This window comes from Janibacter sp. UYMM211, from assembly GCF_040547045.1.
GTDB classification, from domain to species: domain Bacteria; phylum Actinomycetota; class Actinomycetes; order Actinomycetales; family Dermatophilaceae; genus Marihabitans; species Marihabitans melonis.
Window position 1 is genome coordinate 530747 of record NZ_JBEPOY010000001.1, and the last position, 23308, is coordinate 554054.

The 23308-nt window shown below is 73.3% G+C and carries 19 protein-coding genes; 5 read left to right on the forward strand and 14 right to left on the reverse strand.

Going from position 1 to position 23308, the window contains the following annotated elements:
- Positions 1–45: 45 nt before the first annotated feature.
- From ABIB53_RS02410 to ABIB53_RS02435, 6 genes are all read right to left on the reverse strand, one after another.
- A complete protein-coding gene (locus tag ABIB53_RS02410; protein WP_191563216.1) occupies positions 46–1002 on the reverse strand; it encodes an electron transfer flavoprotein subunit alpha/FixB family protein in 957 nt (318 codons plus the stop codon).
- A gap of 33 nt (positions 1003–1035) precedes the next feature.
- Positions 1036–1818: an electron transfer flavoprotein subunit beta/FixA family protein gene (locus tag ABIB53_RS02415; protein WP_068277733.1), complete on the reverse strand. Its 783-nt coding sequence runs from the start codon at positions 1816–1818 to the stop codon at positions 1036–1038.
- 175 nt (positions 1819–1993) lie between these two features.
- Positions 1994–2653, reverse strand: a complete 660-nt coding sequence (locus tag ABIB53_RS02420; protein WP_354586983.1) for an acyltransferase — start codon at positions 2651–2653, stop codon at positions 1994–1996.
- Positions 2650–3603: a class I SAM-dependent methyltransferase gene (locus ABIB53_RS02425; protein ID WP_229299252.1), complete on the reverse strand. Its 954-nt coding sequence runs from the start codon at positions 3601–3603 to the stop codon at positions 2650–2652. Before ABIB53_RS02425 ends, ABIB53_RS02420 begins: the two co-directional genes overlap by 4 nt.
- A complete protein-coding gene (locus tag ABIB53_RS02430; RefSeq protein ID WP_068277739.1) occupies positions 3603–4379 on the reverse strand; it encodes an enoyl-CoA hydratase/isomerase family protein in 777 nt (258 codons plus the stop codon). The genes ABIB53_RS02425 and ABIB53_RS02430 overlap by 1 nt, the downstream gene beginning before the upstream one ends.
- Positions 4376–4924, reverse strand: a complete 549-nt coding sequence (locus ABIB53_RS02435; protein ID WP_068277741.1) for a T3SS (YopN, CesT) and YbjN peptide-binding chaperone 1 — start codon at positions 4922–4924, stop codon at positions 4376–4378. The genes ABIB53_RS02430 and ABIB53_RS02435 overlap by 4 nt, the downstream gene beginning before the upstream one ends.
- 35 nt (positions 4925–4959) lie before the next feature.
- Here ABIB53_RS02435 and glgX point away from each other — a divergent pair, with 35 nt between their 5' ends.
- A complete protein-coding gene (gene glgX, locus ABIB53_RS02440; protein WP_354586984.1) occupies positions 4960–7152 on the forward strand; it encodes a glycogen debranching protein GlgX in 2193 nt (730 codons plus the stop codon).
- 99 nt (positions 7153–7251) lie between these two features.
- Here the strand turns inward: glgX and ABIB53_RS02445 are convergent, their stop codons facing one another.
- Positions 7252–7956 carry a maleylpyruvate isomerase family mycothiol-dependent enzyme gene (locus tag ABIB53_RS02445; RefSeq protein ID WP_354586985.1) on the reverse strand — a complete coding sequence of 235 codons (705 nt, stop codon included), beginning with the start codon at positions 7954–7956 and terminating at the stop codon, positions 7252–7254.
- A 99-nt stretch (positions 7957–8055) separates the two neighbouring features.
- Positions 8056–10635 carry an alpha-glucan family phosphorylase gene (glgP, locus tag ABIB53_RS02450; protein WP_354586986.1) on the reverse strand — a complete coding sequence of 860 codons (2580 nt, stop codon included), beginning with the start codon at positions 10633–10635 and terminating at the stop codon, positions 8056–8058.
- A gap of 131 nt (positions 10636–10766) precedes the next feature.
- Between glgP and ABIB53_RS02455 the strand changes: the two genes are divergently transcribed.
- From ABIB53_RS02455 to glgB, 3 genes are read left to right on the forward strand one after another with little or no spacing between them, the layout of a single operon-like run.
- A complete protein-coding gene (locus ABIB53_RS02455) occupies positions 10767–12842 on the forward strand; it encodes an alpha-1,4-glucan--maltose-1-phosphate maltosyltransferase (RefSeq protein WP_502914616.1) in 2076 nt (691 codons plus the stop codon).
- Positions 12842–14245 (forward strand): maltokinase N-terminal cap-like domain-containing protein, encoded by a 1404-nt coding sequence (locus ABIB53_RS02460; RefSeq protein ID WP_354586988.1) that lies wholly within the window; start codon positions 12842–12844, stop codon positions 14243–14245. Before ABIB53_RS02455 ends, ABIB53_RS02460 begins: the two co-directional genes overlap by 1 nt.
- A complete protein-coding gene (glgB, locus tag ABIB53_RS02465) occupies positions 14242–16560 on the forward strand; it encodes a 1,4-alpha-glucan branching protein GlgB (protein WP_354586989.1) in 2319 nt (772 codons plus the stop codon). Before ABIB53_RS02460 ends, glgB begins: the two co-directional genes overlap by 4 nt.
- A 78-nt stretch (positions 16561–16638) precedes the next feature.
- Here the strand turns inward: glgB and ABIB53_RS02470 are convergent, their stop codons facing one another.
- The 5 genes from ABIB53_RS02470 to ABIB53_RS02490 form a co-directional block, all read right to left on the reverse strand.
- On the reverse strand, positions 16639–17121 hold the full coding sequence (locus ABIB53_RS02470) for a C40 family peptidase (RefSeq protein WP_354586990.1): 483 nt from the start codon (positions 17119–17121) through the stop codon (positions 16639–16641).
- A gap of 285 nt (positions 17122–17406) precedes the next feature.
- A complete protein-coding gene (locus ABIB53_RS02475) occupies positions 17407–18366 on the reverse strand; it encodes a tetratricopeptide repeat protein (RefSeq protein WP_354586991.1) in 960 nt (319 codons plus the stop codon).
- 28 nt (positions 18367–18394) lie between these two features.
- Positions 18395–19363, reverse strand: coding sequence for a hypothetical protein (locus ABIB53_RS02480; protein WP_354586992.1), 969 nt, complete (start codon positions 19361–19363; stop codon positions 18395–18397).
- Positions 19360–20127 carry a hypothetical protein gene (locus ABIB53_RS02485; RefSeq protein ID WP_354586993.1) on the reverse strand — a complete coding sequence of 256 codons (768 nt, stop codon included), beginning with the start codon at positions 20125–20127 and terminating at the stop codon, positions 19360–19362. The genes ABIB53_RS02480 and ABIB53_RS02485 overlap by 4 nt, the downstream gene beginning before the upstream one ends.
- A 109-nt stretch (positions 20128–20236) precedes the next feature.
- The gene (locus tag ABIB53_RS02490; protein ID WP_354586994.1) at positions 20237–21709 is read right to left on the reverse strand and encodes a serine/threonine-protein kinase; all 1473 of its coding nucleotides are present in this window, start codon (positions 21707–21709) and stop codon (positions 20237–20239) included.
- A gap of 132 nt (positions 21710–21841) precedes the next feature.
- Here ABIB53_RS02490 and ABIB53_RS02495 point away from each other — a divergent pair, with 132 nt between their 5' ends.
- Positions 21842–22348, forward strand: coding sequence for a hypothetical protein (locus ABIB53_RS02495; RefSeq protein WP_354586996.1), 507 nt, complete (start codon positions 21842–21844; stop codon positions 22346–22348).
- On the opposite strand, the gene meaB is transcribed toward ABIB53_RS02495, so the two are convergent.
- Positions 22329–23306, reverse strand: a complete 978-nt coding sequence (meaB, locus tag ABIB53_RS02500) for a methylmalonyl Co-A mutase-associated GTPase MeaB (protein WP_354586997.1) — start codon at positions 23304–23306, stop codon at positions 22329–22331. The genes ABIB53_RS02495 and meaB overlap by 20 nt on opposite strands.
- Between the last annotated feature and the right edge of the window lie 2 nt (positions 23307–23308).

The following is a 23308-nucleotide window of genomic DNA, read 5'->3' on the forward strand; positions in this document are numbered from 1 at the left end:
GCCGGTCGGCCGGGGGGCGAGCTGCGCGTGCGGGCGAAGGGGGTGTCAGCCCTTCTTGCCCTTGACCGCCTCGGTGGCCTGCGGGAGCACCTGGAAGAGGTCGCCGACGACGCCGAAGTCGACGAGCTCGAAGATCGGCGCCTCCTCGTCCTTGTTGACGGCGACGATCGTCTTGCTCGTCTGCATGCCGGCGCGGTGCTGGATGGCACCGGAGATGCCGGCCGCGACGTACAGCTGCGGGCTGACCTGCTTGCCGGTCTGACCGACTTGGCTGGTGTGGGGGTACCAGCCGGCGTCGACCGCGGCGCGCGAGGCGCCGACCGCGGCGCCGAGGCTGTCGGCGAAGGCCTCGACCGGGGCGAAGTCACCGCCGGTGCCACGGCCACCGGAGACGACGATGGCCGCCTCGGTGAGCTCGGGACGACCGGAGGCCTTCTTCGGCTCGGACGCGGTGATCTTCGCGGCCTTGGCGGCGTCGGAGATCTGCGGGGTGAGCTCCTCGAAGGCGCCGGCGCCGGCGGCCTGCTCCGGGGTGGCGGAGTTGGGCTTGACGGTGATGATCGCGGCGCCCTGGGTGACCCGGGACTTCACGCTGTAGCTGCCCGCGAAGACGGACTGCGTCGTGACGGGGCCGCTCTCGCCGGCCTGGACGTCGACGGCGTCGGTGATGAGACCGGAGCCGGTCTTGACGGCCAGACGCGCGGCGACCTCCTTGCCGGCGGCGTTGCTCGGGATGAGCACGGCGACGGGCTTGCTGGCCTCGACGATCTGGGCGAGCACCTCGGCCTGGGGGGCCACGAGGTACTCCCCGACGGCGGGGTCGGAGACGGAGATGATCTTCTCCGCGCCGTAGCGGGCGAGCAGGTCCTTCGCGGTCTCGGCGCCGGGGCCGATGAAGACGGCGGTCGGCTCGCCGAGGCGGCGGGCGATCGTCAGCATCTCGGCGGCGGGCTTCTTCACCACGCCCTGGGCGTGGTCGACGAGCACGAGTACTTCAGCCATGGTTGTGTCTTTCCTCCTGGTCCTGGGCGCGGCTCAGACGAACTTCTGCGCGGCGAGGAAGTCGGCCAGCTTGCTGCCGCCCTCGCCCTCGTCGGTGACGATCTCGCCCTGCTCGCGCGGGGGACGCTTCGTGGTCTCGAGGACCTCGGTCCACGCGTTGGCCTGGCCGACCTGACCGGCGTCGACGCCGAGGTCGGCGAGGCTCCACGTCTCGACCGGCTTCTTCTTGGCCGCCATGATCCCCTTGAAGGAGGGGTAGCGCGGCTCGTTGATCTGGTCGGTGACCGAGACGAGCGCCGGCAGCGAGGACTCGATGGTCTCGCTCGCGGTGTCGCCGTCGCGGCGGATCGTCACGGTGCCCTCGGAGACGGTGAGCTCGGAGGCGTAGGTGACCTGCGGCAGGCCGAGACGCTCGGCGAGCATCGCCGGGACGACCGACATCGTGCCGTCCGTCGACGCCATGCCGGTGAGCACGAGGTCGGGGGTGCCGAGCTTGGTGATCGCCTCGGCGAGCACGAGCGAGGTCGCGGGAGCGTCCGAGCCGGCGATCGCGTCGTCGAGGACGTGCACGCCCTTGTCGACACCCATCTGCAGCGACTTCTTCACGGCGTCGGCGGCCGCCTCGGGGCCGATGGTGAGGACGGTGATCTCGCCCTCGCCGGTGGCCTCGACGATCTTCAGGGCCTCCTCGACGGCGTACTCGTCGAGCTCGGAGAGGAGCCCGTCGACACCGTCACGATCGGTGGTGTGGTCCTCGGTGAACGTGCGGTCGGACTGTGCGTCCGGCACGTACTTGACGCAGACGACGATGTTCATCGCTGGCTCGTCCTCTTCCTCGTGTGGGTCTGGTGTCCGCCGGCCCCGCCTCGCCCCTGGGTGTGCCCCGGGTCGGGTGCAGGCCGACTCCCCCCGACGGTATCCCTCTGCCCGCGCCACGCGGCCATCGAGGCGCCATGACCCTCACCACACGTCCACGCACGAAGGGGGCGGCTCACCCCGTCGTCGGCGCGGCCGGGTCCTCGCCCCGGGTGCGCACGACACGTCCGGGGACGCCGACGACGACCGAGCGGGCGGGATAGCTCGCGCGGGCGATCGTGCCGGCCGCGAGGACGCTCTGGTCGCCGACGTCGGTGCCGCGCAGGACGACGCACTTCGTCGCGACCCACACGTCGTCACCGATGCGCACGGGCGACTTGACGATGCCCTGGTCCTTGATCGGGATCTCGAGCGAGTCGGTGCGGTGGTCGAAGTCGCAGACGTAGACGTCGTCGGCGAAGAGGCACGAGCTGCCGATCTCGATGTCGAGCCAGGTGTTGATGGTGTTGCGGGTGCCGATGACCGTCTTCGCGCCGATGCGCAGGGTGCCCTCGTGGGCGCGCAGGCGGGAGTGGGGCCCGATGTGGACGAAGGGGCCGACGACGAGCCGTCCGAAGCCGGGCCGGACCTCGAAGCGCACGTCCGGGCCGATGAAGCACGGGCCCTCGAAGACGAGACCGGGGTTGGCCGCGCGGGCGCGGATCATCCGCAGGTATCCCAGGAGGTGGTGGTGGGTCCACGCGCGGTTGCTCACGACCCAGGCGACCCAGCGCGCGGCGCCCCAGTGCTCCCCCGCCGCGAGGGGCGGGCGGCGCAGCCGCGCGACGAGGCTCACCGCGGCTTCACGCCGGTGACGCCGACGTTGTAGAAGAAGCGCTGCGGCACGACCCGCGCGAGCACGTCGTCGACGCGCATGAGGCGCTGCCAGCCGCGGTAGGCGAAGATCGCCCAGCGCAGCCCGAGCGCGTCCTCGCGCACCGCGCACTCGAAGGTCCGCACGGGCCAGCCGAAGACGGCCGAGGCGAGCTCCTCGGTCGCGGTGCCCACGTGCTCCGCCCCGGCCCGGCGGGCGGTCTCGGCGAGCTCGTCGGGGTCGAAGGTGTGCAGGTCGACGACCGCCTCGAGGGCGGCCGCGCGCGAGGACTCGTCGAGCTCGGCCTGCGGTCGGGCCCAGCGGGCGCGCAGCGGCGGCAGCGCGGCGACCCGGGTCGCGACCTCCCACGTCGCCCGACCGAGCGCGCGGGCGTACCGGTGGCCGATCCGGGTCGGCTCCCCCGCGATGACGAAGCGCCCGCCGGGGCGCAGCACGCGCAGCACCTCGCGCAGCGTCGCCTCGACGTCGGGGATGTGGTGGAGCACGGCGTGACCGACGACGAGGTCGAAGCTGTCGTCGTCGTAGGGCAGCGAGCCGGCGTCGGCCACCCGGCCATGCGCCTCGAGACCGAGCCGGCGCGCGTTCTCCTGCGCCACCTCGACCATGCCGGGCGAGAGGTCGGTGACGTGGACCTCCCGCAGGAGGCCGGCGAGCACGAGGTTCAAGGAGAAGAAGCCGGTGCCGGCGCCGAGCTCGAGAGCGCGCCCGTAGGGCACCTCCTCGCCCGGCAGCCGCCGGCCACGCACGACCCGCTCGAAGCGGTCGCGCACGACGGCGGTGCACCGCTCGTCGAAGCTGATCGACCACTTCTCGTCGTAGGTCTGCGCCTCCCAGTCGTGGTAGAGCACCTGGGCGAGGGTGTTGTCCTCCCAGGCGCGCTCCACGTCCTGCGCGCTCGCCGGCTGCTGCATCAGGCGCCCTCGAAGGTCGCCTTGCCCGGGCCGTCCTCGACGAAGGAGCGCATGCCGGTCGTGCGGTCCTTCGTCGCGAAGAGCCCGGCGAAGAGCATCCGCTCGATCTCCAGCCCGGTCTGCAGGTCGACCTCGAGACCGGCGTCGATGGCCTGCTTCGCGGCGCGCAGGGCGTACGCCGGGCCGGTGACGTAGGGCGCCACCATCTCCTTGGCCGCCTCGAGCACGTCGCCCTCGACGACCCGGTCGACGAGGCCCATCGCCAGCGCCTCTTCGGCGTCGACGAAGCGGCCCGAGAAGACGAGGTCCTTGGCCTTGGCCGGCCCGACGAGGCGGGCGAGACGCTGGGTGCCCCCGGCCCCGGGGATGACCCCGAGGAGGATCTCGGGCTGGCCGACCTTCGTCCCGACCTTCGCCACCCGGAAGTCCGCGCACAGCGCGACCTCGTAGCCCGCGCCGAGCGCGAAGCCGGCGATCGCGGCGACGGTCGGCTTGGGGATGCCAGCGAGCTTGCGGGTGAAGTCCTGCAGCGCCTGGGAGTGGTCGACCATGTCCGTGTAGGACATCGTCTGCATCTCCTTGATGTCGGCGCCGGCGGCGAAGACCCGCTCCCCGCCGTAGAGGATGACGGCGCGCACGTCGGAGCGCTCTGTCGCCTCCTCGGCCGCGGCGACGAGCTCGCGCTGCACCTGGGCGTTGAGCGGGTTCATCTTCGGGCGGTCGATCCGGATGACCCCGATGCCGCCCTCGACCTCGAGGGTGACGAAGTCGCTCACCGGGGCAGCTCGCCCTCGCCCGGGGCGGGGGCCGCGGCGTCGGCGCCCGGCTCGCCCTCGCCCGGCTGCATGCCGGGGACCTGGCCGGTCGCGCGCTGGTGCCACAGCTGCACGCCCTGGATGACGAGGGGCACGGCGATGCCGAGCAGCCCGCGCACGTCGGCGCCGCGGGGCAGGATGTGCTCGCTCGTCACGAGGAGGGTGTCGTTGGCGACAGCGGCCTTGACGAGGTTGAAGGCGACGTTGACGTCGTTGCTGATCTTGAGGCGCTCGAGCTCGTCGGCGGGCACCGGGTCCTCGAGGGACCACTGGCCGAAGACGCGCAGGACGTTGGACTCGTCGTCGGCGCAGCGCACGAAGAGCTGCTGGTCCTCGAAGGCGAAGGCGACGTCACCGTCGTCGTCGATGCGGGACTCGACACCGAGCTCGGTGAGGGCCTCGTTGACACGGTCGCGAAGGGGGGCCTCGGCGGGGGCGTCGTCGCCGCCCTGGGCGGGGCCGCCGGTGCTGGGGGTGAAGTTCGGCAGTGCGGTGGGATCGCTCATGCCCCCCAACGTACCTACTGCCTACAGTTGCGACCATGCCGCCGCACACCCGCCTCGACGACGTCGCGGCAGCAGCCCCGCGTCGAGACGCCACCCCGCTCGACCACGCCCCGGTGCCGGGGGCTCACCTCGTCGCCGGCGGGCTCGAGGTGGCGGTGCACGCCCCCTTCGCCACGGCGGTGACGCTGTGCCTCTTCGGGCCCAGCGGAGACCCCGCGCAGGAGCGTCAGGTGCGGCTCGTCCAGCGGCGGCGCGGCTGGTGGTCCGGCCGGGTCGACGGGGTGGGCGCCGGCGAGCGCTACGGGTACCGGGTGGACGGGCCGTGGGAGCCGGAGGCGGGCCACCGGCACAACCCGGCGAAGGTGCTGCTCGACCCCTACGCGCGGATGGTCGACCGGGTGCTCGACGCCTACCCGCCCGCGCTCTTCGGCCATGTCGTCGGCGATGACGGCCGCGCCGACATCGCCGTCCGCAGCGATCTCGACTCCGCGGGCGTCGCCCCGCTCGGGGTCGTCGTCGACGAGCGCTTCGACTGGGGCGAGCACCCCCGACCACGTCGCGAGCTCGCCGACAGCGTCGTCTACGAGGTGCACGTGCGCGAGATGACCGCCACGATGCCCGGGGTGCCCGAGCACCTCCGCGGCACCTACGCCGGCATGGCGCACCCCGCGTGCGTCGAGCACCTGCTCTCGCTCGGCGTCACGGCGGTCGAGCTGCTGCCGGTGCACCACTTCGTCTCCGAGCCCGAGGTGCTCGCCCGGGGGCTGGTCAACCACTGGGGCTACAACACCCTGGGCTTCTTCGCGCCGCACCTGCCGTACGCGTCGACCACGGACCCGCAGGGCGCGCTCGACGAGCTCAAGGGCATGGTGAAGATGCTCCACGCCGCGGGCATCGAGGTCATCCTCGACGTCGTCTACAACCACACGGCGGAGCAGTCGGTGCAGGGCGCGACGCTGTCCTGGCGGGGTCTCGCCGGGCGCACGTCCTACCGGCTCGACGAGCGCGGCCGTGACGTCGACGTCACGGGGTGCGGCAACACCCTCGACCTGCGCGACGCGACGACGCAGCGGATGGTGCTCGACTCCCTTCGCTACTGGGTGACGCAGTGCGGGGTCGACGGCTTCCGCTTCGACCTCGCCGTCGCGCTCGCCCGCGGCACCCACGACGACTACGACCCGGGCCACCCCTTCCTCACCGCGCTGCGAACCGACCCGGTGCTCAGCGGCGTGCACCTCATCGCTGAGCCGTGGGACGTCGGGCCGCACGGGTGGCGCACGGGGCAGATGCCCCCGCCGCTCTCGGAGTGGAACGACCGGTACCGCGACGCGGCTCGGGAGTTCTGGCTCTCCGACCTCGCGGTCGCGCGCGGCGCGCGCCAGGGCTCGAGCACCCACGGGGTGCGCGAGATCGCGACCCGGCTCGCCGGCTCGCGCGACCTCTTCGGCAGCGGCGAGCGCGGCCCGGCGAGCTCGATCGGCTTCGTCACCGCGCACGACGGCTTCACCCTCGCCGACCTCACCGCGTACGACGTCAAGCACAACGAGGCCAACGGCGAGGACGGGCGCGACGGCAGCGACCACAACCGGTCGTGGAACCACGGGGTCGAGGGGTCGACCGACGACCCCGAGGTGCTCGCGCTGCGCCGGCGCTCGCGGCGCAACCTTCTGGCCACCCTCCTGCTGTCGACCGGGGTGCCGATGATCGCCGCGGGCGACGAGATCGGCCGCACGACGCAGGGCAACAACAACCCGTACTGCCAGGACAGGCCGCTCACGTGGCTGGACTGGGAGCTCGGGGCGGAGCAGGAGGACCTGCTCGCGACGACCCGCGCCCTCAGCGGCTGGCGTCACGAGCTGGCGACCCTGCGGCATCGCCGCCACTACACGGGGAGCCCGCTCGACGACCACGGGGCGAGCGACGTCGGCTGGTACGACGAGCACGGGTCGGCGATGACCCACCAGTGGGGCGAGTCCTCGCGCCGGGTCCTCCAGATGCACCTCGACGGCGCTCCGCTCGGGCACCGGTCCGCGCTCGTCGTGCTGCACGGCGCCGGGCACGACGGCCGCGTCGTCCTGCCCGCCCCGCCGGGCGTGTCGGGCTTCGAGCTGTGGTGGGACTCGGCCTGGGAGCGCCCCGACGCGGGCGAGCGGGTGCACGTGCCCGCGGGCGAAGGGGTGGACGTCACCGCCGCGAGCATCCGCCTCTACGTCGCCACCCCCGCCTGACCCGTCGCTGGTGAGGCGCGAGCGCCAGCGCCCTTTGCTGGTCGAGGTGCGAGCGCCAGCGAGCCTCGAGACCACCGAGGACCACCGCCCATGCCCTCGCTACGGCGTGAGGGGCATCCTCAGCACCTCGCGGGCGACGACCTCGTCGCCCGCGTACGTCGTGCGCTCGTCGTCGAGGGAGACGCGCTGCCACAGCGCGAGGTAGAGGTCGGCGGCGGGGGCGCTCACCTGGGCGACCGGGTCGCCGTCGCCGATGACGACCTCGACCGGGGCGTCGGTGGCGACGAGCCGGACCGCCGCGGGGATCGGGTCGAGCCACCCCTTCGCCAGCCTCCGGGGCACGAAGACCTCGACGACCTCGGCCACGCCGTCCGCGGCCACGTCGACGGGGACCGGGCTCGTCTCGCCGACGAGCGCGAGCTCGACGTCGACCCGGTGCACGGTGTGCTCGTGCACCTGCCGCCGCTGCCAGAAGCCGACGGTGCGGTCACCCCGCTCGAAGGTCCACGCAGGTCTCGCCGGGTCGCCGGCGATCGTCTCGCGCAGCTCGCGGGCGCCCTCGTCGAACCACCCGGCCAGCCCCTCCGCCGGCGGTGGCGTGCTCTCCGTGCGCCCGTGGCCCTCGCGGACCGCGCCGACGACCCAGCGGTGCACGCCGCCGAGGTGCCCGACGAGGTCGGCGAGCTCCCACCGCGGGCAGGTCGTCAGCGACCGGCTCCAGTCGTGCGCAGACGCGTCGCGCAGGAGCGCCTCGATCCGGGCCATCTCGTGCTCGAGGGCGGCAGCGCTGCGTGCGGGGTCCATGACCCGATGATGCCGCCCCGGACCACCGCCGAGGTATGGCGATCGGCCCCGGATCCGCGGATCCGGGGCCGATCTGCCATACCTCGGCGAGGGGGGGGGTCAGGCGTTGGTCACGAGACCCATCGAGGACTGGAAGGCCATGTGCTCGTGCGTGGGCAGCACGCGCACGGTGTAGCCGAACTGGCCGGTGGTCTCGATGGCGACCGACCCGGCGTACTTCGCCGTGCCGTTGTCGTAGCGCTCGACGAAGGACAACGAGCTCGCGGTCCAGTCCGAGATGTCGTCCGTGGCGATGGCCGCGGTGCCGGTGACGACCTGGACGTCGACGTCCTGCGGGTCGAGCCCGTCGAGCGAGACGTAGGCGTCGACGTGGAGGGTCTCGCCGACCTGCGGGTCGTCGGACAGGCCGCTGGCCTCGACGTGGTCGACGCTCAGCTTCGGCCAGGCACCGCGCACCTTGCCCTTGTAGGCGGCGAGGTCACGCGCGCCGGCATGGCCGTCGGCGCTCACGGCGGCGTTGCCACGAGCCGTCGGCGTGTAGAGCCGCTCGGTGTAGTCGCGGACCATGCGGGTGGCGAGGACCTTCGGGCCGAGGGTGCTCAGCGTGTGGCGCAGCATCTCCAGCCAGCGCACGGGCAGGCCCTGCTCGTCGCGGTCGTAGAAGATCGGGGCGACGTGCTTCTCGACGAGGTCATAGAGCGCGGCGGCCTCGATGTCGTCACGACGGTCGGGGTCCTCGACGCCGTCGGCCGTCGGGATCGCCCAGCCGTTCTCGCCGTCGAACCACTCGTCCCACCAGCCGTCGAGGATCGATAGGTTGAGACCGCCGTTGAGCGCGGCCTTCATGCCCGACGTGCCGCAGGCCTCGAAGGGGCGCAGCGGGTTGTTGAGCCAGACGTCGCAGCCCGGGTAGAGGTCCTTGGCCATCGCGATGTCGTAGTTGGGCAGGAAGACGATGCGGTCGCGGACCTCGGGGTCGTCGGCGAAGCGGACCATCTGCTGGATGAGCTGCTTGCCCGTCTCGTCGGCGGGGTGGGACTTGCCGGCGATGACGAGCTGGATCGGGCGCTCGGGGTGGGTGAGCAGGGCCTTGAGCCGCTGCGGGTCGCGCAGCATGAGCGTGAGGCGCTTGTACGTCGGCACGCGTCGGGCGAAGCCGATCGTCAGCACGTCGGGGTCGAGCACCGAGGTGGTCCACCCGAGCTCGGCCTCGCTCGCGCCGCGCTTGAGCCAGCTCGAGCGCAGCCGGCGGCGGGCCTCGTCGACGAGCTGCTGGCGCATCTCGCGCTTCGTCGCCCAGACGCGGTCACCGGGGATCGCGCCGATCTCGGACCAGCGGTCGCCCGTCTCGAGGTCGGCGCCGCCGATGTGCTCGCGGGCGAGGTCGAAGACCCGGTCGTCGACCCAGGTCGGCGCGTGGACGCCGTTGGTGATCGAGGTGATCGGCACCTCGACGTCGTCGAAGCCCGGCCACAGCCCGTCGAACATCTCGCGAGAGACGACGCCGTGCAGCTGCGAGACGCCGTTGGCGCGCTCGGCCATGCGCAGGCCCATGACTGCCATGTTGAAGACGCCGCGGCTGCCGCCCTCGTAGGTCTCGGCGCCCAGCTCGAGGAGACGCTCGGTCGGCACGCCCGGCAGGGCCTGCTCGCCACCGAGGTAGAGCTCGACGAGCGAGGCGTCGAAGCGGTCGATGCCCGCGGGGACGGGGGTGTGCGTGGTGAAGACCGTGCCGGACTTCGTCGCCTCCATCGCCTCGTCGAAGGTCATCGAGCCCTGCTGGGTGAGCTCGCTGATCCGCTCGACGCCGAGGAAGCCGGCGTGGCCCTCGTTCGTGTGGAAGACCTCGGGCGCGGGGGCGCCGGTGAGCCGCGACCAGGCGCGCAGGGCGCGGACGCCGCCGATGCCCAGGAGCATCTCCTGCTGCAGGCGCTGCTCGCCGCCGCCGCCGTAGAGCCGGTTGGTCACCTGGCGCATCGCGTCGTCGTTGCCCTGGACGTCGCTGTCGAGCAGGAGGAGGGGCACGCGGCCGACCTGGGCGCGCCACACGTGGGCGTGCAGCTCGCGGCCGTGCGGCATCGCCAGGGTGATCGTCACGGGGGTGCCGTCGTCCTCGCGCAGGAGCGAGAGCGGCAGGCCCTGCGGGTCGAGCACGGGGTAGTCCTCGCGCTGCCAGCCGTCGGCGTTGAGGGACTGCTTGAAGTAGCCGGTCTTGTAGAAGAGCCCGACGCCGACGATCGGCACGCCGAGGTCGCTCGCGGCCTTGAGGTGGTCGCCGGCGAGGATGCCCAGACCACCGGAGTACTGCGGCAGCACCTCGGTGATGCCGTACTCCGGGCTGAAGTAGGCGATGGCGCTCGGCGCGCCCTCGGTGCGCTCGGCGTACTCCTGGTACCACTGGCGCGACCCGAGGTAGCGGTCGAGGTCGGCCTTGGCCTCCTGGACCCGCTGGACGAAGGCGGGGTCCTCGGCGAGCGCGCGGAGCTCGGCCGGGCTGAGGGCGGAGAGCAGCCGGACCGGGTCGCGGCGCACGCTGTCCCAGCGCGCGGGGTCGATGCTCGCGAACAGCTCGCGGGCCGGGCTGTACCAGCTCCACCGCAAGTTGGTCGCGATCTCGCCCAGGGCGGCGATCGGCTCGGGCAGGACGGTACGGACGCTGAAACGACGGATGGCCTTCACACCCCAAGGGTAAGCGCACGGGCTCCCCCTTCGCCAGGTTCTTGCAAACGATGACGTGACCTTGCAGGTCACGGCGATGCACCTGCCCCTTCCCTCGTCCGTGCTCCCACCGGGCCGGTAGCGTCGCGACGGTGAGGACCGACGCCGCACCCGACCCCACGCCCGCCACGACCTCGCGCCTGCGCGTGCCACGCAGCCAGGCGCCCCAGGTGCCGCTCGGGCGCATCCCCGTGCTCGACGTGCGCCCGTGCGTCGACCACGGCGACCGACCCGCGAAGTCGGTCGTCGACGAACCCTTCGACGTCACTGCGACCGTCTTCCGCGAGGGCCACGACGCCGTCGCGGCGAGCGTCGTGCTCACCGACCCCGACGGCGCCGAGAGCGTGCTGCCGATGACGTGCGTCAACCCGGGCCTGAGCCACTGGCTGCGCGAGGTGAGCGCCGACCGCCCCGGCTGGTGGAGCTATCGGGTCGAGGGCTGGTCCGACCCCTGGGGCACGTGGCTGCACGACGCGACGGTGAAGATCGACGCCGGCGTCGACGAGGAGCTCATGCTCGCCGAGGGCGTCCTCGTCCTCGAGCGCGCCCTCGACGTGCCGGGCCGCTCCCCCGGCGGTCGCCAGCTCGTCCGCGACGCCCTCGAGGCGCTCACCGCCCCCGGCGACCACAGCCCGCGTGCCCGGCTCCACGCCGCGTCGACGCCCGAGCTGCGCACCGAGCTCGAGGTGACGCTCCCCCTACGTGAGCTCGTGACCGCCAGCGACGACCTGCCCCTGCTCGTCGAGCGCGAGCTCGCCCTCGCCGGTGGCTGGTACGAGATCTTCCCCCGCAGCGAGGGCGCCTACCTCGACGAGGAGACCGGGCGCTGGGTCTCGGGGACCCTGCGCACCGCCGCCGAGCGGCTGCCGGCGATCGCGGGCATGGGCTTCGACGTCGTCTACCTCACCCCGATCCACCCCATCGGCACGACGGCGCGCAAGGGCCCGAACAACACCCTCGACGCCGGTCCGGAGGACCCGGGCTCGCCCTACGCCATCGGCTCCCCCGACGGAGGGCACGACGCGATCCACCCCGACCTGGGCACCTTCGAGGACTTCGACGCCTTCGTCGCCCGAGCCCGCGAGGTGGGGCTCGAGGTCGCCCTCGACATCGCCCTGCAGTGCTCGCCGGACCACCCGTGGGTCACCGAGCACCCCGAGTGGTTCACGACGCGCGCCGACGGCACCATCGCCTACGCGGAGAACCCGCCGAAGAAGTACCAGGACATCTACCCGGTGAACTTCGACAACGACCCGGCGGGCATCTACGCCGAGGTGCGCCGGGTCATCCAGGTGTGGGTCGACCACGGCGTCACCCTCTTCCGCGTCGACAACCCGCACACGAAGGCCGTCGAGTTCTGGCAGTGGCTCATCGCCGACGTCGCCCAGGACCACCCGGAGATCATCTGGCTCTCCGAGGCCTTCACCAAGCCGGCGATGATGCACACCCTCGCCAAGGTCGGCTTCCAGCAGAGCTACACGTACTACGCGTGGCGCAACAGCGCCTACGAGCTCGACGAGTACCTCACCGAGCTCTCCGGCGAGTCCGCGGCGTACATGCGCCCGAGCTTCTGGCCGACGACCCACGACATCCTCACGCCGTACATGCAGTTCGGCGGCCCGGCGGCGTGGAAGGTCCGCGCGGCGCTCGCCGCGACCCTCGTGCCGACGTGGGGCATCTACGCCGGCTACGAGCTCATGGAGCACGTCGCGCGCCCCGGCGCCGAGGAGCAGATCGACAACGAGAAGTACCAGTACAAGGACCGGCGCTGGTCGGACTACGAGCCCGGCGGACCGCGCGAGGGGCAGTCGCTCGCCGGGTGGCTGACGATGCTCAACCGGATCCGGCGCGACCACCCGTCGCTGCGGCTGCTGCGCAACTACCGCCGCCACCACGTCGACGACGAGAACTTCCTCGCCTTCAGCAAGTCGCGGGCCCTGCCCGACGGGAGCACCGACACGGTGCTCGTCGTGGCCAACCTCGACCCGCACAGCACCCGCGAGTCCACGGTGCGCCTCGACATGGGCGCGCTCGGCATGGAGGGCTGGGAGCGCTTCGAGGTCGAGGACCTCGTGACCGGCGCGGTGTGGGAGTGGGGCCAGGACGCCTTCGTGCGCCTGGGCGCCGACGGCGAGCCGGTCCACGTCCTCGCGGTGCGGGGGCGCTGATGGCCACCGTCCACGACGTCACCCTCACCCCCGGCAAGGACGACCTCGTCCTCGCCTGGGTCGGCGCCCAGCGCTGGTACCAGGCGAAGGGGCGCACCCCCCGGCTGCGCCGGCTCGACTCGTGGCGCCTCGACGACCCGGCCGGCGAGGTCGGCATCGAGACCCTCGTCTACGAGGACCTCTCCGGCGCCGACGGCGGGCCGGGCGTCACCTACCAGGTGCCCCTCACCTACCGCGGCGCCCCGCTGCCGGGGGCCGACGACGCCCTCGTCGGCGAGCTCGACCACCCCGTCCTCGGGCACCGGTGGGTCTACGACGCCCCCCACGACCCGGTCTACGTCTCCCAGCTGCTCGCCCTCGTGCGGGGCCGGGCCCAGGCGCAGGAGGGCTCGGTCTCCGACACCCCGAGGCCCGACGTCGCCGGGGCGCCGCACCCGGCGTGGACGAGCGATCCCGAGGTCGTGACCAGCTCGGTCCTGCGCGGCGAGCAGTCGAACACCTCGGTCGTCGTCGAGACCGGCGCCGAGCCGGTCATCGTCAAGATCTTCCGCACCCTCTCCCCCGGCGACAACCCCGACGTCACCCTCCAGGGCGCGCTCGGCGCGGCGAACTGCCCGTACGTCCCCGCGACCGTCGGCCACGTCGCCGGCGCGTGGCGGGACGCCGACGGGCAGACCCACCTCGGCCACCTCGCCGTCGCCCAGGAGTACCTGCGCGGCAGCCGGGACGCGTGGCGGGTGGCGCTCGAGCGGGCGAGCTCGGGCACCCCCTTCGCCGAAGAGGCCCGCGCCCTCGGGGTCGTCACGGCCGACATCCACCACACCCTCGCCCGGGTGCTGCCGACCCGGCCGGCCGACGACGATCTCGTCGCCGCGCAGGTCTCCGGCATGCGCCGCCGGGCCTCCCTCGCCCTCGGCGAGGTGCCGGCCCTCGCCGAGCACGAGCCGGCCTTCCGCGACGTCTTCACCCGGGCCCGGGCCGCTCGCTGGCCGGCGATGCAGCGCATCCATGGCGACTACCACCTCGGCCAGGTGCTCCACGTGCCCGACCGCGGGTGGGTCGTCATCGACTTCGAGGGCGAGCCGCTGCGCCCCCTCGCCGAGCGCAACGCCCTCGACGCCCCCCTTCGCGACGTCGCGGGCATGCTGCGCTCGATCGACTACGCGGGCGCCTCCAGCGGGCTGCCCGACGCCGAAGCGGCGGCCTGGGTGGCCGAGACCTCCCGCGCCTTCCTCGAGGGCTACGCCGAGGCCGGGCACGACGCCCGCGACGACGCCGCCGTCCTCACCGCGCTCACCCTCGACAAGGCCCTCTACGAGGTCGTCTACGAGGCGCGCAACCGACCGACCTGGCTTGCGATCCCCGTGCGAGCCGTGACCCGACTCCTCCAGGAGGACGTGTGACCCCGATCCCCGAGTCCGCCCTGCCCGGCGCCCTGTGGGCGCTCGCGCACGGGCGGCACAGCCAGCCCCACGACGTGCTCGGCCAGCACCTGCTCGACGAGGGCCTGCAGGTCCGCGTCCTGCGCCCCCTCGCCGAGCGCGTGCGGGTCCGCTTCGAGGACGGCGTCGAGATCGACCTCGAGCACGAGGACCACGGCATCTTCGCCGGCACGCGCGCCGACGCCGAGCGCACGATGGACTACCGCGTGCTCACGACGTGGGGCGGTCACGAGGTCGAGCAGGACGACCCGTACCGCTTCGCGCCGACGCTCGGCGACCTCGACCTCCACCTCGTCGGCGAGGGCCGCCACGAGGAGCTGTGGACCGTCCTCGGCGCGCACGTGCGCCGCTACTCCGGGCCGCTCGGCGAGGTCGAAGGGGTGAGCTTCGCCGTGTGGGCGCCGCGGGCCAAGGCGGTCAGCCTCGTCGGCGACGTCAACGGCTGGAACGAGACGGCGCACCCGATGCGCGCGCTCGGCAGCTCGGGCGTGTGGGAGCTCTTCGTGCCGGGCATGGCCCCGGGCGACCTCTACAAGTTCGCGATCCGTGGCGCCGACGACGTCCTGCGCCACAAGGCCGACCCGATGGCCCGGCTGGCCGAGGTCGCCCCGGCGACGAGCTCGGTGGTCACCGAGAGCACGTACACGTGGCAGGACGAGGAGTGGTTGACGCAGCGGGCCGAGCGCAACCCGCACACCGGGCCGATGAGCATCTACGAGGTGCACCTCGGCTCGTGGCGCCAGGGGCTCAGCTATCGCGAGCTGGCCGAGCACCTCGTCAACTACGTCGCCGATCTCGGCTTCACCCACGTCGAGCTGCTGCCCGTCATGGACCACCCGTACCCGCCGTCGTGGGGCTACCACGTGACGAGCTACTACGCGCCCAACTCGCGCTTCGGCTCCCCCGACGACTTCCGCTACCTCGTCGACGCGCTGCACCAGGCCGGCATCGGGGTCATCCTCGACTGGGTCCCGGGGCACTTCGCCACCGACGAGTGGGCGCTCGTGCGCTTCGACGGCCTGCCGCTCTACGAGCACCCCGACCCGCGCAAGGGCTGGCAGCCGGACTGGGGCAGCTACGTCTTCGACTTCGGCCGGCTCGAGGTGCGCAACTTCCTCGTCGCCAACGCGCTGTACTGGCTCGAGGAGTTCCACGTCGACGGGCTGCGCGTCGACGGCGTCGCCTCGATGCTCTACCTCGACTACAGCCGCAAGGACGGCGAGTGGGTGCCCAACGCCCACGGCGGCCGCGAGAACCTCGAGGCGATCGGGCTGCTCCAGGAGGCCAACGCGACGGCCTACAAGCGGGTCCCCGGCGTCATCACCATCGCCGAGGAGTCGACGGCCTGGCCGGGCGTCACCCGCTCCACCGACCAGGGCGGTCTCGGCTTCGGCCTCAAGTGGAACATGGGGTGGATGAACGACTCGCTGCGCTACCTCGGCGAGGAGCCGGTCAACCGGCAGTACCACCACAACCTGCTGACCTTCGCGATGATGTACACGTACGCGGAGAGCTACCTGCTGCCGATCAGCCACGACGAGGTCGTCCACGGCAAGGGCTCGCTGCCCCGCAAGATCCCCGGCAGCGACTACGACCAGCTCGCGACGCTGCGCGCCTTCCTCGCCTACATGTGGGCCCACCCCGGCAAGCAGCTGCTCTTCATGGGCATCGAGTTCGCGCAGACGAGCGAGTGGGCCGACGGACGCTCGCTCGAGTGGCACCTGCTCGACCACGCGTCGCACTACCGGGTGCACAACCTCGTCAAGGAGCTCAACGCCACGTACACGGCCGGCACCGCGATGTGGGCGCTCGACACCGAGCCGGCAGGCTTCGAGTGGCTGGACGCCGACGACAACGGCGGCAACACGCTGTCCTTCCTGCGCTTCGGCGAGCGGGACCGCACCGGTGACGTCCTCGCCGTCGCGGTGAACTTCGGCGGCGCCGACCGCGAGGTCGTCCGGCTCGGCCTGCCGCGCGGCGGCGACTGGGAGGTCGTCCTCGACACCGCCGGCTTCGACGAGCACAGCTCGCCGAGCCAGGGCGGGGTCGTCCTCACCGCGCAGGAGCACCCGTGGCAGGGCCAGCCCTGCTCGGTCGAGGTGCGCATCTCACGGCTCAGCGCGATCTACCTCCGCCCGGTCGCCGCGTCCTCGGACGCCGAGGACGAGGAGGCCGTCGCGAGCTCCGTCGAGACCGCTGCTGCGCCGGCTCCGGCGGCCGCCCCGGCGCCCCGCCCGGCCCCGGACCCGCCGATCGGCGGCGTCGGCGGCGCCTGAGCGGCCCGCCGAGAGCATGACGAAGGGGGTGACCCGGCCAGGTGCCGGGTCACCCCCTTCGTCGTGGGCGGGGTGCGCTCAGGAGGCGCGGAGCGTGCCGTAGCGCACGTCGGAGGTCCAGATCTTGCGCTTCTTGACCGTGGAGCCGGAGCGGGAGGCGTCGACGACGTAGCCGTTCCCCGCGTAGATGCCCATGTGGTACGCCGGGGCGCCGAAGAAGACGAGGTCACCGGGGCGGGCCCAGCGCTTCGAGATCGCGCGCACGGAGCGGCGCTGCTGCTCGGCGGTGCGGGGCAGGTTGGCCCCGGAGCGCTTGTCGTAGACCGTCTGGGTGAAGCCGGAGCAGTCCGCGCCCGTCCACAGCGAGGTGCCGCCGTAGCGGTACGGGGTGTCGCCGACACGGCTGTTGGCGAGCACGTAGGACTGCCAGATGTTCGAGCGCGAGGTCGTGATGTCGCTGGCGGAGGCGCTCGAGGGGGCGAGCACCTCGCTCACGGCGGTGCCGGTGGCAGCCAGGGCGACGGCGGCGAGCATGGCGGAGGTCTTGCTGAGATGGCGCACAGGGGGTCGTTTCTCACGGGGACACGGCCGGGCCGGACCGCGACGCAGCCCCCGGGATCACCCGAGGGCTGTGCGCACGGCGCCCCCACGACCCACCCGCGAAGGGGGATCCAGGCCGCGCCGGCCGTCGTCAATGGTCACGGAGAGGTCACGGTGATGTCAAGGCGAGGTCACGGCCGCAGTCCCAACTTTCCCGCCCAGGGCGGGAACATGTGACGTTGGGAAGGAAATGTTCCTTCCCGAGGTCGAACCTTCCCGCCCTGGGCGGGACAGTGAGCAGGCCGCTCAGAAGAGGGCGCTCATGAGGGCGGTGCGGCCGCGGCGGACGCGCTCGTCCTGGGCGCCGACGACCTCGAAGAGGTCGAGCAGGTGGGCCTTGGCGCGCGCGCGCTCGTCCTCCTGCGTCGCGCGCACGACGTCGACGAGGCGGGCGAAGGCGTCCTCGACGTGCCCGCCGAGGACGTCCAGGTCGGCGACCATGATCGCCGCGTCGACGTCGGTGGGGTCGGCGGCCGCGGCCTCGCGGGCCTGCTGGAGGTCGACGCCCTGGGTGCGGGCCATGAGCGAGACCTGAGCCAGGCCGAGGCGCGCGTCCTCGTCGGACGGGTTCTGAGTCAGCGCCTGCTCGAAGGCTGCCGCCGCCGCCGCGAGGTCACCGCGCTCGACGGCGTCGTACGCCTCGACGTGCAGCGGCGAGAGCTCCTCCTCGACCTGCTCGGCCACGAGGTCACCGACCTCGACACGACCGGTGACGCCCTGCTTGACGGCCAGCTGGAGGAACTCGGCGAGCACCCGGTCGAGGTCCTCCGCGCTCGGCACGTCCGGGAAGAGCGGGATCGCCTGGCCCTGGAGCAGCCCGATGGTGATCGGCATCTGCGGCGGGCGCAGCGCCTGGAGGATGCCGGGGTTGGTGGCGAGGTCGATGCTCACGACCTGCACCCGACCCTGCAGCCGCTCGGCGGCCGGCACGACGACGTCGAGCGCGGCGCGGCTCTGCGGGCTCTGCGAGGACCACAGGACGGCGAGCGCGGGCACGCTGACCGAGCGCTGGACGAGCTGGTTGAAGCTCGCGTCGTCACCGACGACGACGACCGGCGAGGCGAAGGGGTCGCCCCCGGCGGCCGCACCGCCCGCGCCACCCGCCCCGGTCGGTCCGGCGCCACCCCCTGCAGCAGGGGCGGGAGCGGGCTGGCCAAGGGCGCCGAGGTCGACGGCGCCGCGGAGCGAGGAGTGCGGTTCGGTCATGCCCCGATCTTCGCAGACGGCCCCGGGGTCAGGATCCCTTGGCCGAGGAGAGCTGCTCGGAGGCGCCGACGACAGTGACGTCGCCCCCCTTCGGCGCGACGACGGCCACCGTCTCGAGGTGCTGCACGCTCAGCCGGTCACCGACGGTGTCCTCGCCGACGAGGTCGGTGAGCTCGTCGGGCAGGGTGAGCTCCTTGGCGTCCTCGCCGGCAGAGATGGTGTCCGTGCGGGTGAGCGTCGTGATCGTCAGCGTTCCGCCGTCGGCGAGCGGGAAGACCATCCCGTCCGAGGAGGGCTGGTGCGAGACCTTGTAGCTCGCGAGGTCGCCGAGCCGCTTGGCCTGCTTCGCGGCGTTCGTGCGCAGCGCGCTCGAGAAGGGGTCGTCGACGGCGACGCCCTTCGGGTCGCTCTTCGGCGCGGGGTAGGACACGGCCTTCGCCCACCGGGCGACGGGCTGGAGGTCGTTCGTGCCGACCTTCGTCGGCACCTCGACCGCGCCGTCGCTCTCGGCGAGCGCGGGCACGGTAGCCCCCGCCGCCATCGGCACCGAGGCGTAGAGGCGGTACTGCGAGCGCGGGCTGTCGGCGACGAGCACGTGGAGGTGCTGCTCCTCGTCCTGCTGGGAGGTCGCGAGGATCGTGCGCGGCCAGGACGTCCCCTTGCTCACGGCGATGACGGTCGGCTCGGCGGAGGGGGCCAGGGCCGCGCCCTCTCCCTCGACCTGCTCGACGTCGACCTTCGCGTCGGCCGCCTCGAGGGCCGGGCCGGTGAGCACGGTCTTGCGGTCCTTCGCGCTGCCCTTGCCCTCGGCGTCGAGCGCGACGCCGACCTCGCCGAGCACCCGCTGGGTGACCTGCGCGCCGGCGGAGTCGGAGATCGACTGGCCCTGGGTGTCCTCGGCGGGGGCGTCGTGCAGGCCGGCGAGCGAGGAGCAGCCGCCCAGCGCGAGCGGGGTGGCCAGGGCCAGGGCGGCCAGACGGGTGCGGCGGGGGGTCATCGGGTCTCCTTCGTCGTCGGGTCTGCCGGCTGTGCGGGCGTCCCGGTCTCGTCGGTCGTGTCAGGGGTGGCCGTCGCGTCGGCCGTGCCGAGCACCTGCGTCTCGTCGGTCTCGACGGCCCCGTCGGTCTCGGCGTTCTGGGGGCCGTCCTCGACCGGGCCGCCGGCGCGCGGGCCACGCCCGCCGCGGAGGGCGAGGTAGACGCCCCCGACGAGCAGCACGAGGCCGACGACGAGCAGGACGATCGCACGGGTGGACCAGCCGCTGTCGGTGACGGTCATCGACACCTCGCTCAGCTGGGCGTCCTCGCCCGCCGTGACGACGAGCGTCTGGGGCGCGGCGTCCTGGGTGACCGTCAGCTGGGCCTGTCCCGTGCCGCGGGTCTCGCCCTGCCACAGGTCGTAGGTCTGCGGGTCGGCGCTGCCGGAGCCGCTCGTCGTCGTCTCGAGCTCCCAGCCCGTGACGGAGACGCCCTGCGCGCGGGCGGCCTTCGCGTCCTGCATCACCGAGTCGACGTCCGAGGGACGGGCCAGGCCCATCCACACGGGGGCGTCGCCGTCGGCGGTCGCGCGGACGGTGACGTCGGAGTCCGTGCGGTTGAGCACGTCGGGCGGCAGGACGAGCGTCGAGTCGCCGGGGGCGGCCGTGAAGGTGGCCGTCCCGGACGTCCCGAGCTGGGTCACGAACCACCCGCCGACGAGCGCGCAGACGAGCCCGAGCACCGCGACGGCGGTCCCTAGGGCACGGGTGATAGGTCGGTGCACGATGTGCTTCCTTCAGCTCGACGACGGCCGCCGGAGGGACGGCCTGACCATCCAGGGTGGCAAAGATCGCCGAAGGTCACAAAATCGTAAAGAGATTCTCAGCCGGCAGTCAGCCGGCGGAGTCGATCTTCAGGGCCCCGTCCTCGCGCACGAGCGTGATGCTCTGACCGCTCATCGTCTGGGTCCCGTCGTGCTCGCGGGTGAGGGTGAAGCTCACCTCTCCGGTGCCCTCGTCGACCTCGACCTGCGAGGCGCTCGTCGAGGAGAAGCCGGACCACAGCTCGACGTAGGCCGCCTCGCCGCCCGCGGCCTGCTGCATCTGCGGCGTGAGCGAGCGCCAGGTGGCACGGGGGTCCGAGGACAGCCGGGAGTAGTGGTCGGTGACGAAGGTGCGCACCTCGTCCTCGGGGAAGGCCGGGGCGTCGCCCGCGGGCTGCGCGGTGCTCCCGCCGCCGACCGAGCTCGACGCCGCCCCCGCGCCGTCGCGGAGCCCGCCGGCCCCGTCGTCGCGGCCCGCGAGGAGGGCCAGACCGGCGGCGAGGAGGAGCAGGACGCCACCCACGGCGAGCCAGGGCACCCACCGGCGCCGCGGCGAGCGGTGCGCGCCGCGGTGCGGCGGGACCGGCGCCGGCCGCGCCTGGCGCAGGTGAGAGCGGGTGGGCGGCGCGGACGCCCGGGAGGGCGGGGTCGAGGTCGACGGCGGCGAAGGGGGAGCCACCGGCCGCATCGCGGCCGTGGGCGCCGAGGACGCCGGGACGCCCTGACCCTCGGCGACGCGCTGGAGGTCGGCCCGGGCCTGCGCCGCGCTCCCCCGCCTCGCGGGGTCGCGGTCGAGGAGCCGTTCGAGCACGGGGGCCAGGGGCCCCGCAGAGGTCGCCGGCTCGGGCGGGTTGGTCGCGATGTGACGCAGGGTCGCCAGCGGGTTGCCCTGCGAGCGGTACGCGTCGTGCCCCTCCACGGCGAAGTAGATCGTCGCGCCGAGGGCCCACAGGTCGCTCGCCTCGCTCGGCTCGTGCCCGTCGGCCACCTCGGGGGCCATGTACGTCGGCGTGCCCGTCACCATGCCGGTGCTCGTCAGCTGGTCGTCGGCGCCGGCCCGGGCGGTGCCGAAGTCGGCGAGCTTGGGGCGCCGGTCGCCGATGAGGACGTTCGCGGGCTTGATGTCGCGGTGCACGACGCCCGCCGCGTGCGCGGCGACGAGGGCGGCGGCGAGCTGGGCGCCGAGATCGGCCGCGCCTCGCGGTCGCAGCGGCCCCCGGGCGCGCACCGCCTGGGCGAGGGTCGGCCCGTCGACGTACTCCATGACGAGCCACGGGGCGCCGTCGTGCTGGACGACGTCGTAGACGGCGACGACGTTGGGGTGGTTGAGCGCGGCCGCGTGCCTCGCCTCGCGCATCGCGCGGCTCGTGCGGTCGTCGGTCTCGCCGGGGAAGGCGCCGAGCTGCTTGATCGCCACGTGCCGGCCGAGCCGCTCGTCGCGGGCCAGCCACACGACGCCCATCCCGCCGCGCCCGACGGGCCGCTCGGTGCGGTACCGCCCGGCGACGAGGCCCGGTCCGGGCTCGGTGGTCTTGACGCTCACCGACCCCACGATAGGTGGGTCGGCGCCGTCGGTGGCCCCACGTCCCCTTCCCCGCCCCGTCGTGGCACCCGCGCAGGCCCCGGGCCGGGGGCCTAGATTGTCCCCGTCAGCATCACGAGCAAGGGGAGCACCATGTCCTACCAGCAGCCCGGGTACCCGGGCGCCGCACCGTCGCCCTACGGGGCCCCGAAGAAGGACAACACCCTGTGGTGGGTCCTCGGCGGGATCGGTGCCGTCGTCCTCCTGTGCTGCTGCGGCGTGCTCGGCTTCTTCGGCTTCGCCGCCTACCAGGCCGACCGAGCGATCGAGAGCTACAGCTCCTCGTCCTCGAGCGGCAGCGCGGGCACCCCGGTGACCGAGGGGCAGGCCGTGACGATCTCGGACGGCAGCATCGCCTCGGGCTGGGAGATCACGTCCAACGCGCTCGGCCTCGAGCCCTCGGGCATCGAGGTCACCAACACGACGTCGACCGCGCAGACCTACTTCTTCTACGTCAACTTCACGAAGGGCGGCACCGAGGTCGAGGACGCGCTGTGCACGACGAGCTCGGTCCAGCCCGGCGAGTCGGCGACGGCGAGCTGCCTGTCGACGGTGCCCGAGGGCACCGACTACGACGGGCTCACGATCTCGACGAGCTGAGCCCCGCCTGCTCGAGCAGGCGGTCCGCGGCGGCGAAGGGGTCGAGCCCGCCGTCGAGGACCTCCTGGGCAAGCGTGTCGAGCCGGTCCTCACCGGCGTCGCCGGCGAAGCGGCGACGCAGCCCCGCGAGGGCGAGCGCCTCGATCTCGTCGACCGTGCGCCGCCGACGGCGCGCCTCGAGCCCGCCGTGCTCGCGCGACCACGCGAGGTGGGCGTCGACCGCCTCGACGATCTCGCCCATGCCCGCGCCGTCGAGGGCGACGGCCCGCACGACCGGCGGACGCCACAGGTGCGGCTCGGTGCGGTCGCCGAGGCTGACCATCCGACGCAGGTCGCGCACGGTGTCGTCGGCGCCTGACCGGTCGGACTTGTTGACGACGAAGACCTCGCCGATCTCGAGGATGCCGGCCTTGGCCGCCTGGATCCCGTCGCCCATGCCCGGGGCGAGGACGACGACCGAGGTGTCGGCGAGCCGGGCGACCTCGACCTCCGACTGGCCGACGCCGACGGTCTCGAGGAGGACGACGTCGAAGCCGGCGGCGTCGAGCACGCGGATCGCCGAGGGGGCCGTCGCCGACAGACCCCCGAGGTGGCCGCGGCTGGCCATGGAGCGGATGAAGACGCCGTCGTCACCCGCGTGCTCGCTCATCCGGATGCGGTCGCCGAGCAGGGCTCCCCCGGAGAAGGGCGAGCTGGGGTCGACGGCGAGCACCGCCACCCGGCGCCCCGCCGCCCGCAGGACCGAGACGAGAGCGCTCGTCGTCGTCGACTTGCCGACCCCGGGCGCACCGGTGAGCCCGACGACATGGGCTCCCCCGACGTGCGGCGCGAGCGCCGCGACGATCTCGGGCAGTGCCGGGTGCTCGTCCTCGACGAGAGAGATGAGCCGCGCGACGGCACGCGCGGTCCCCTCCCTCGCCGACGCGACGAGAGAGGGGACGTCGACGGGTCGGGGCACGA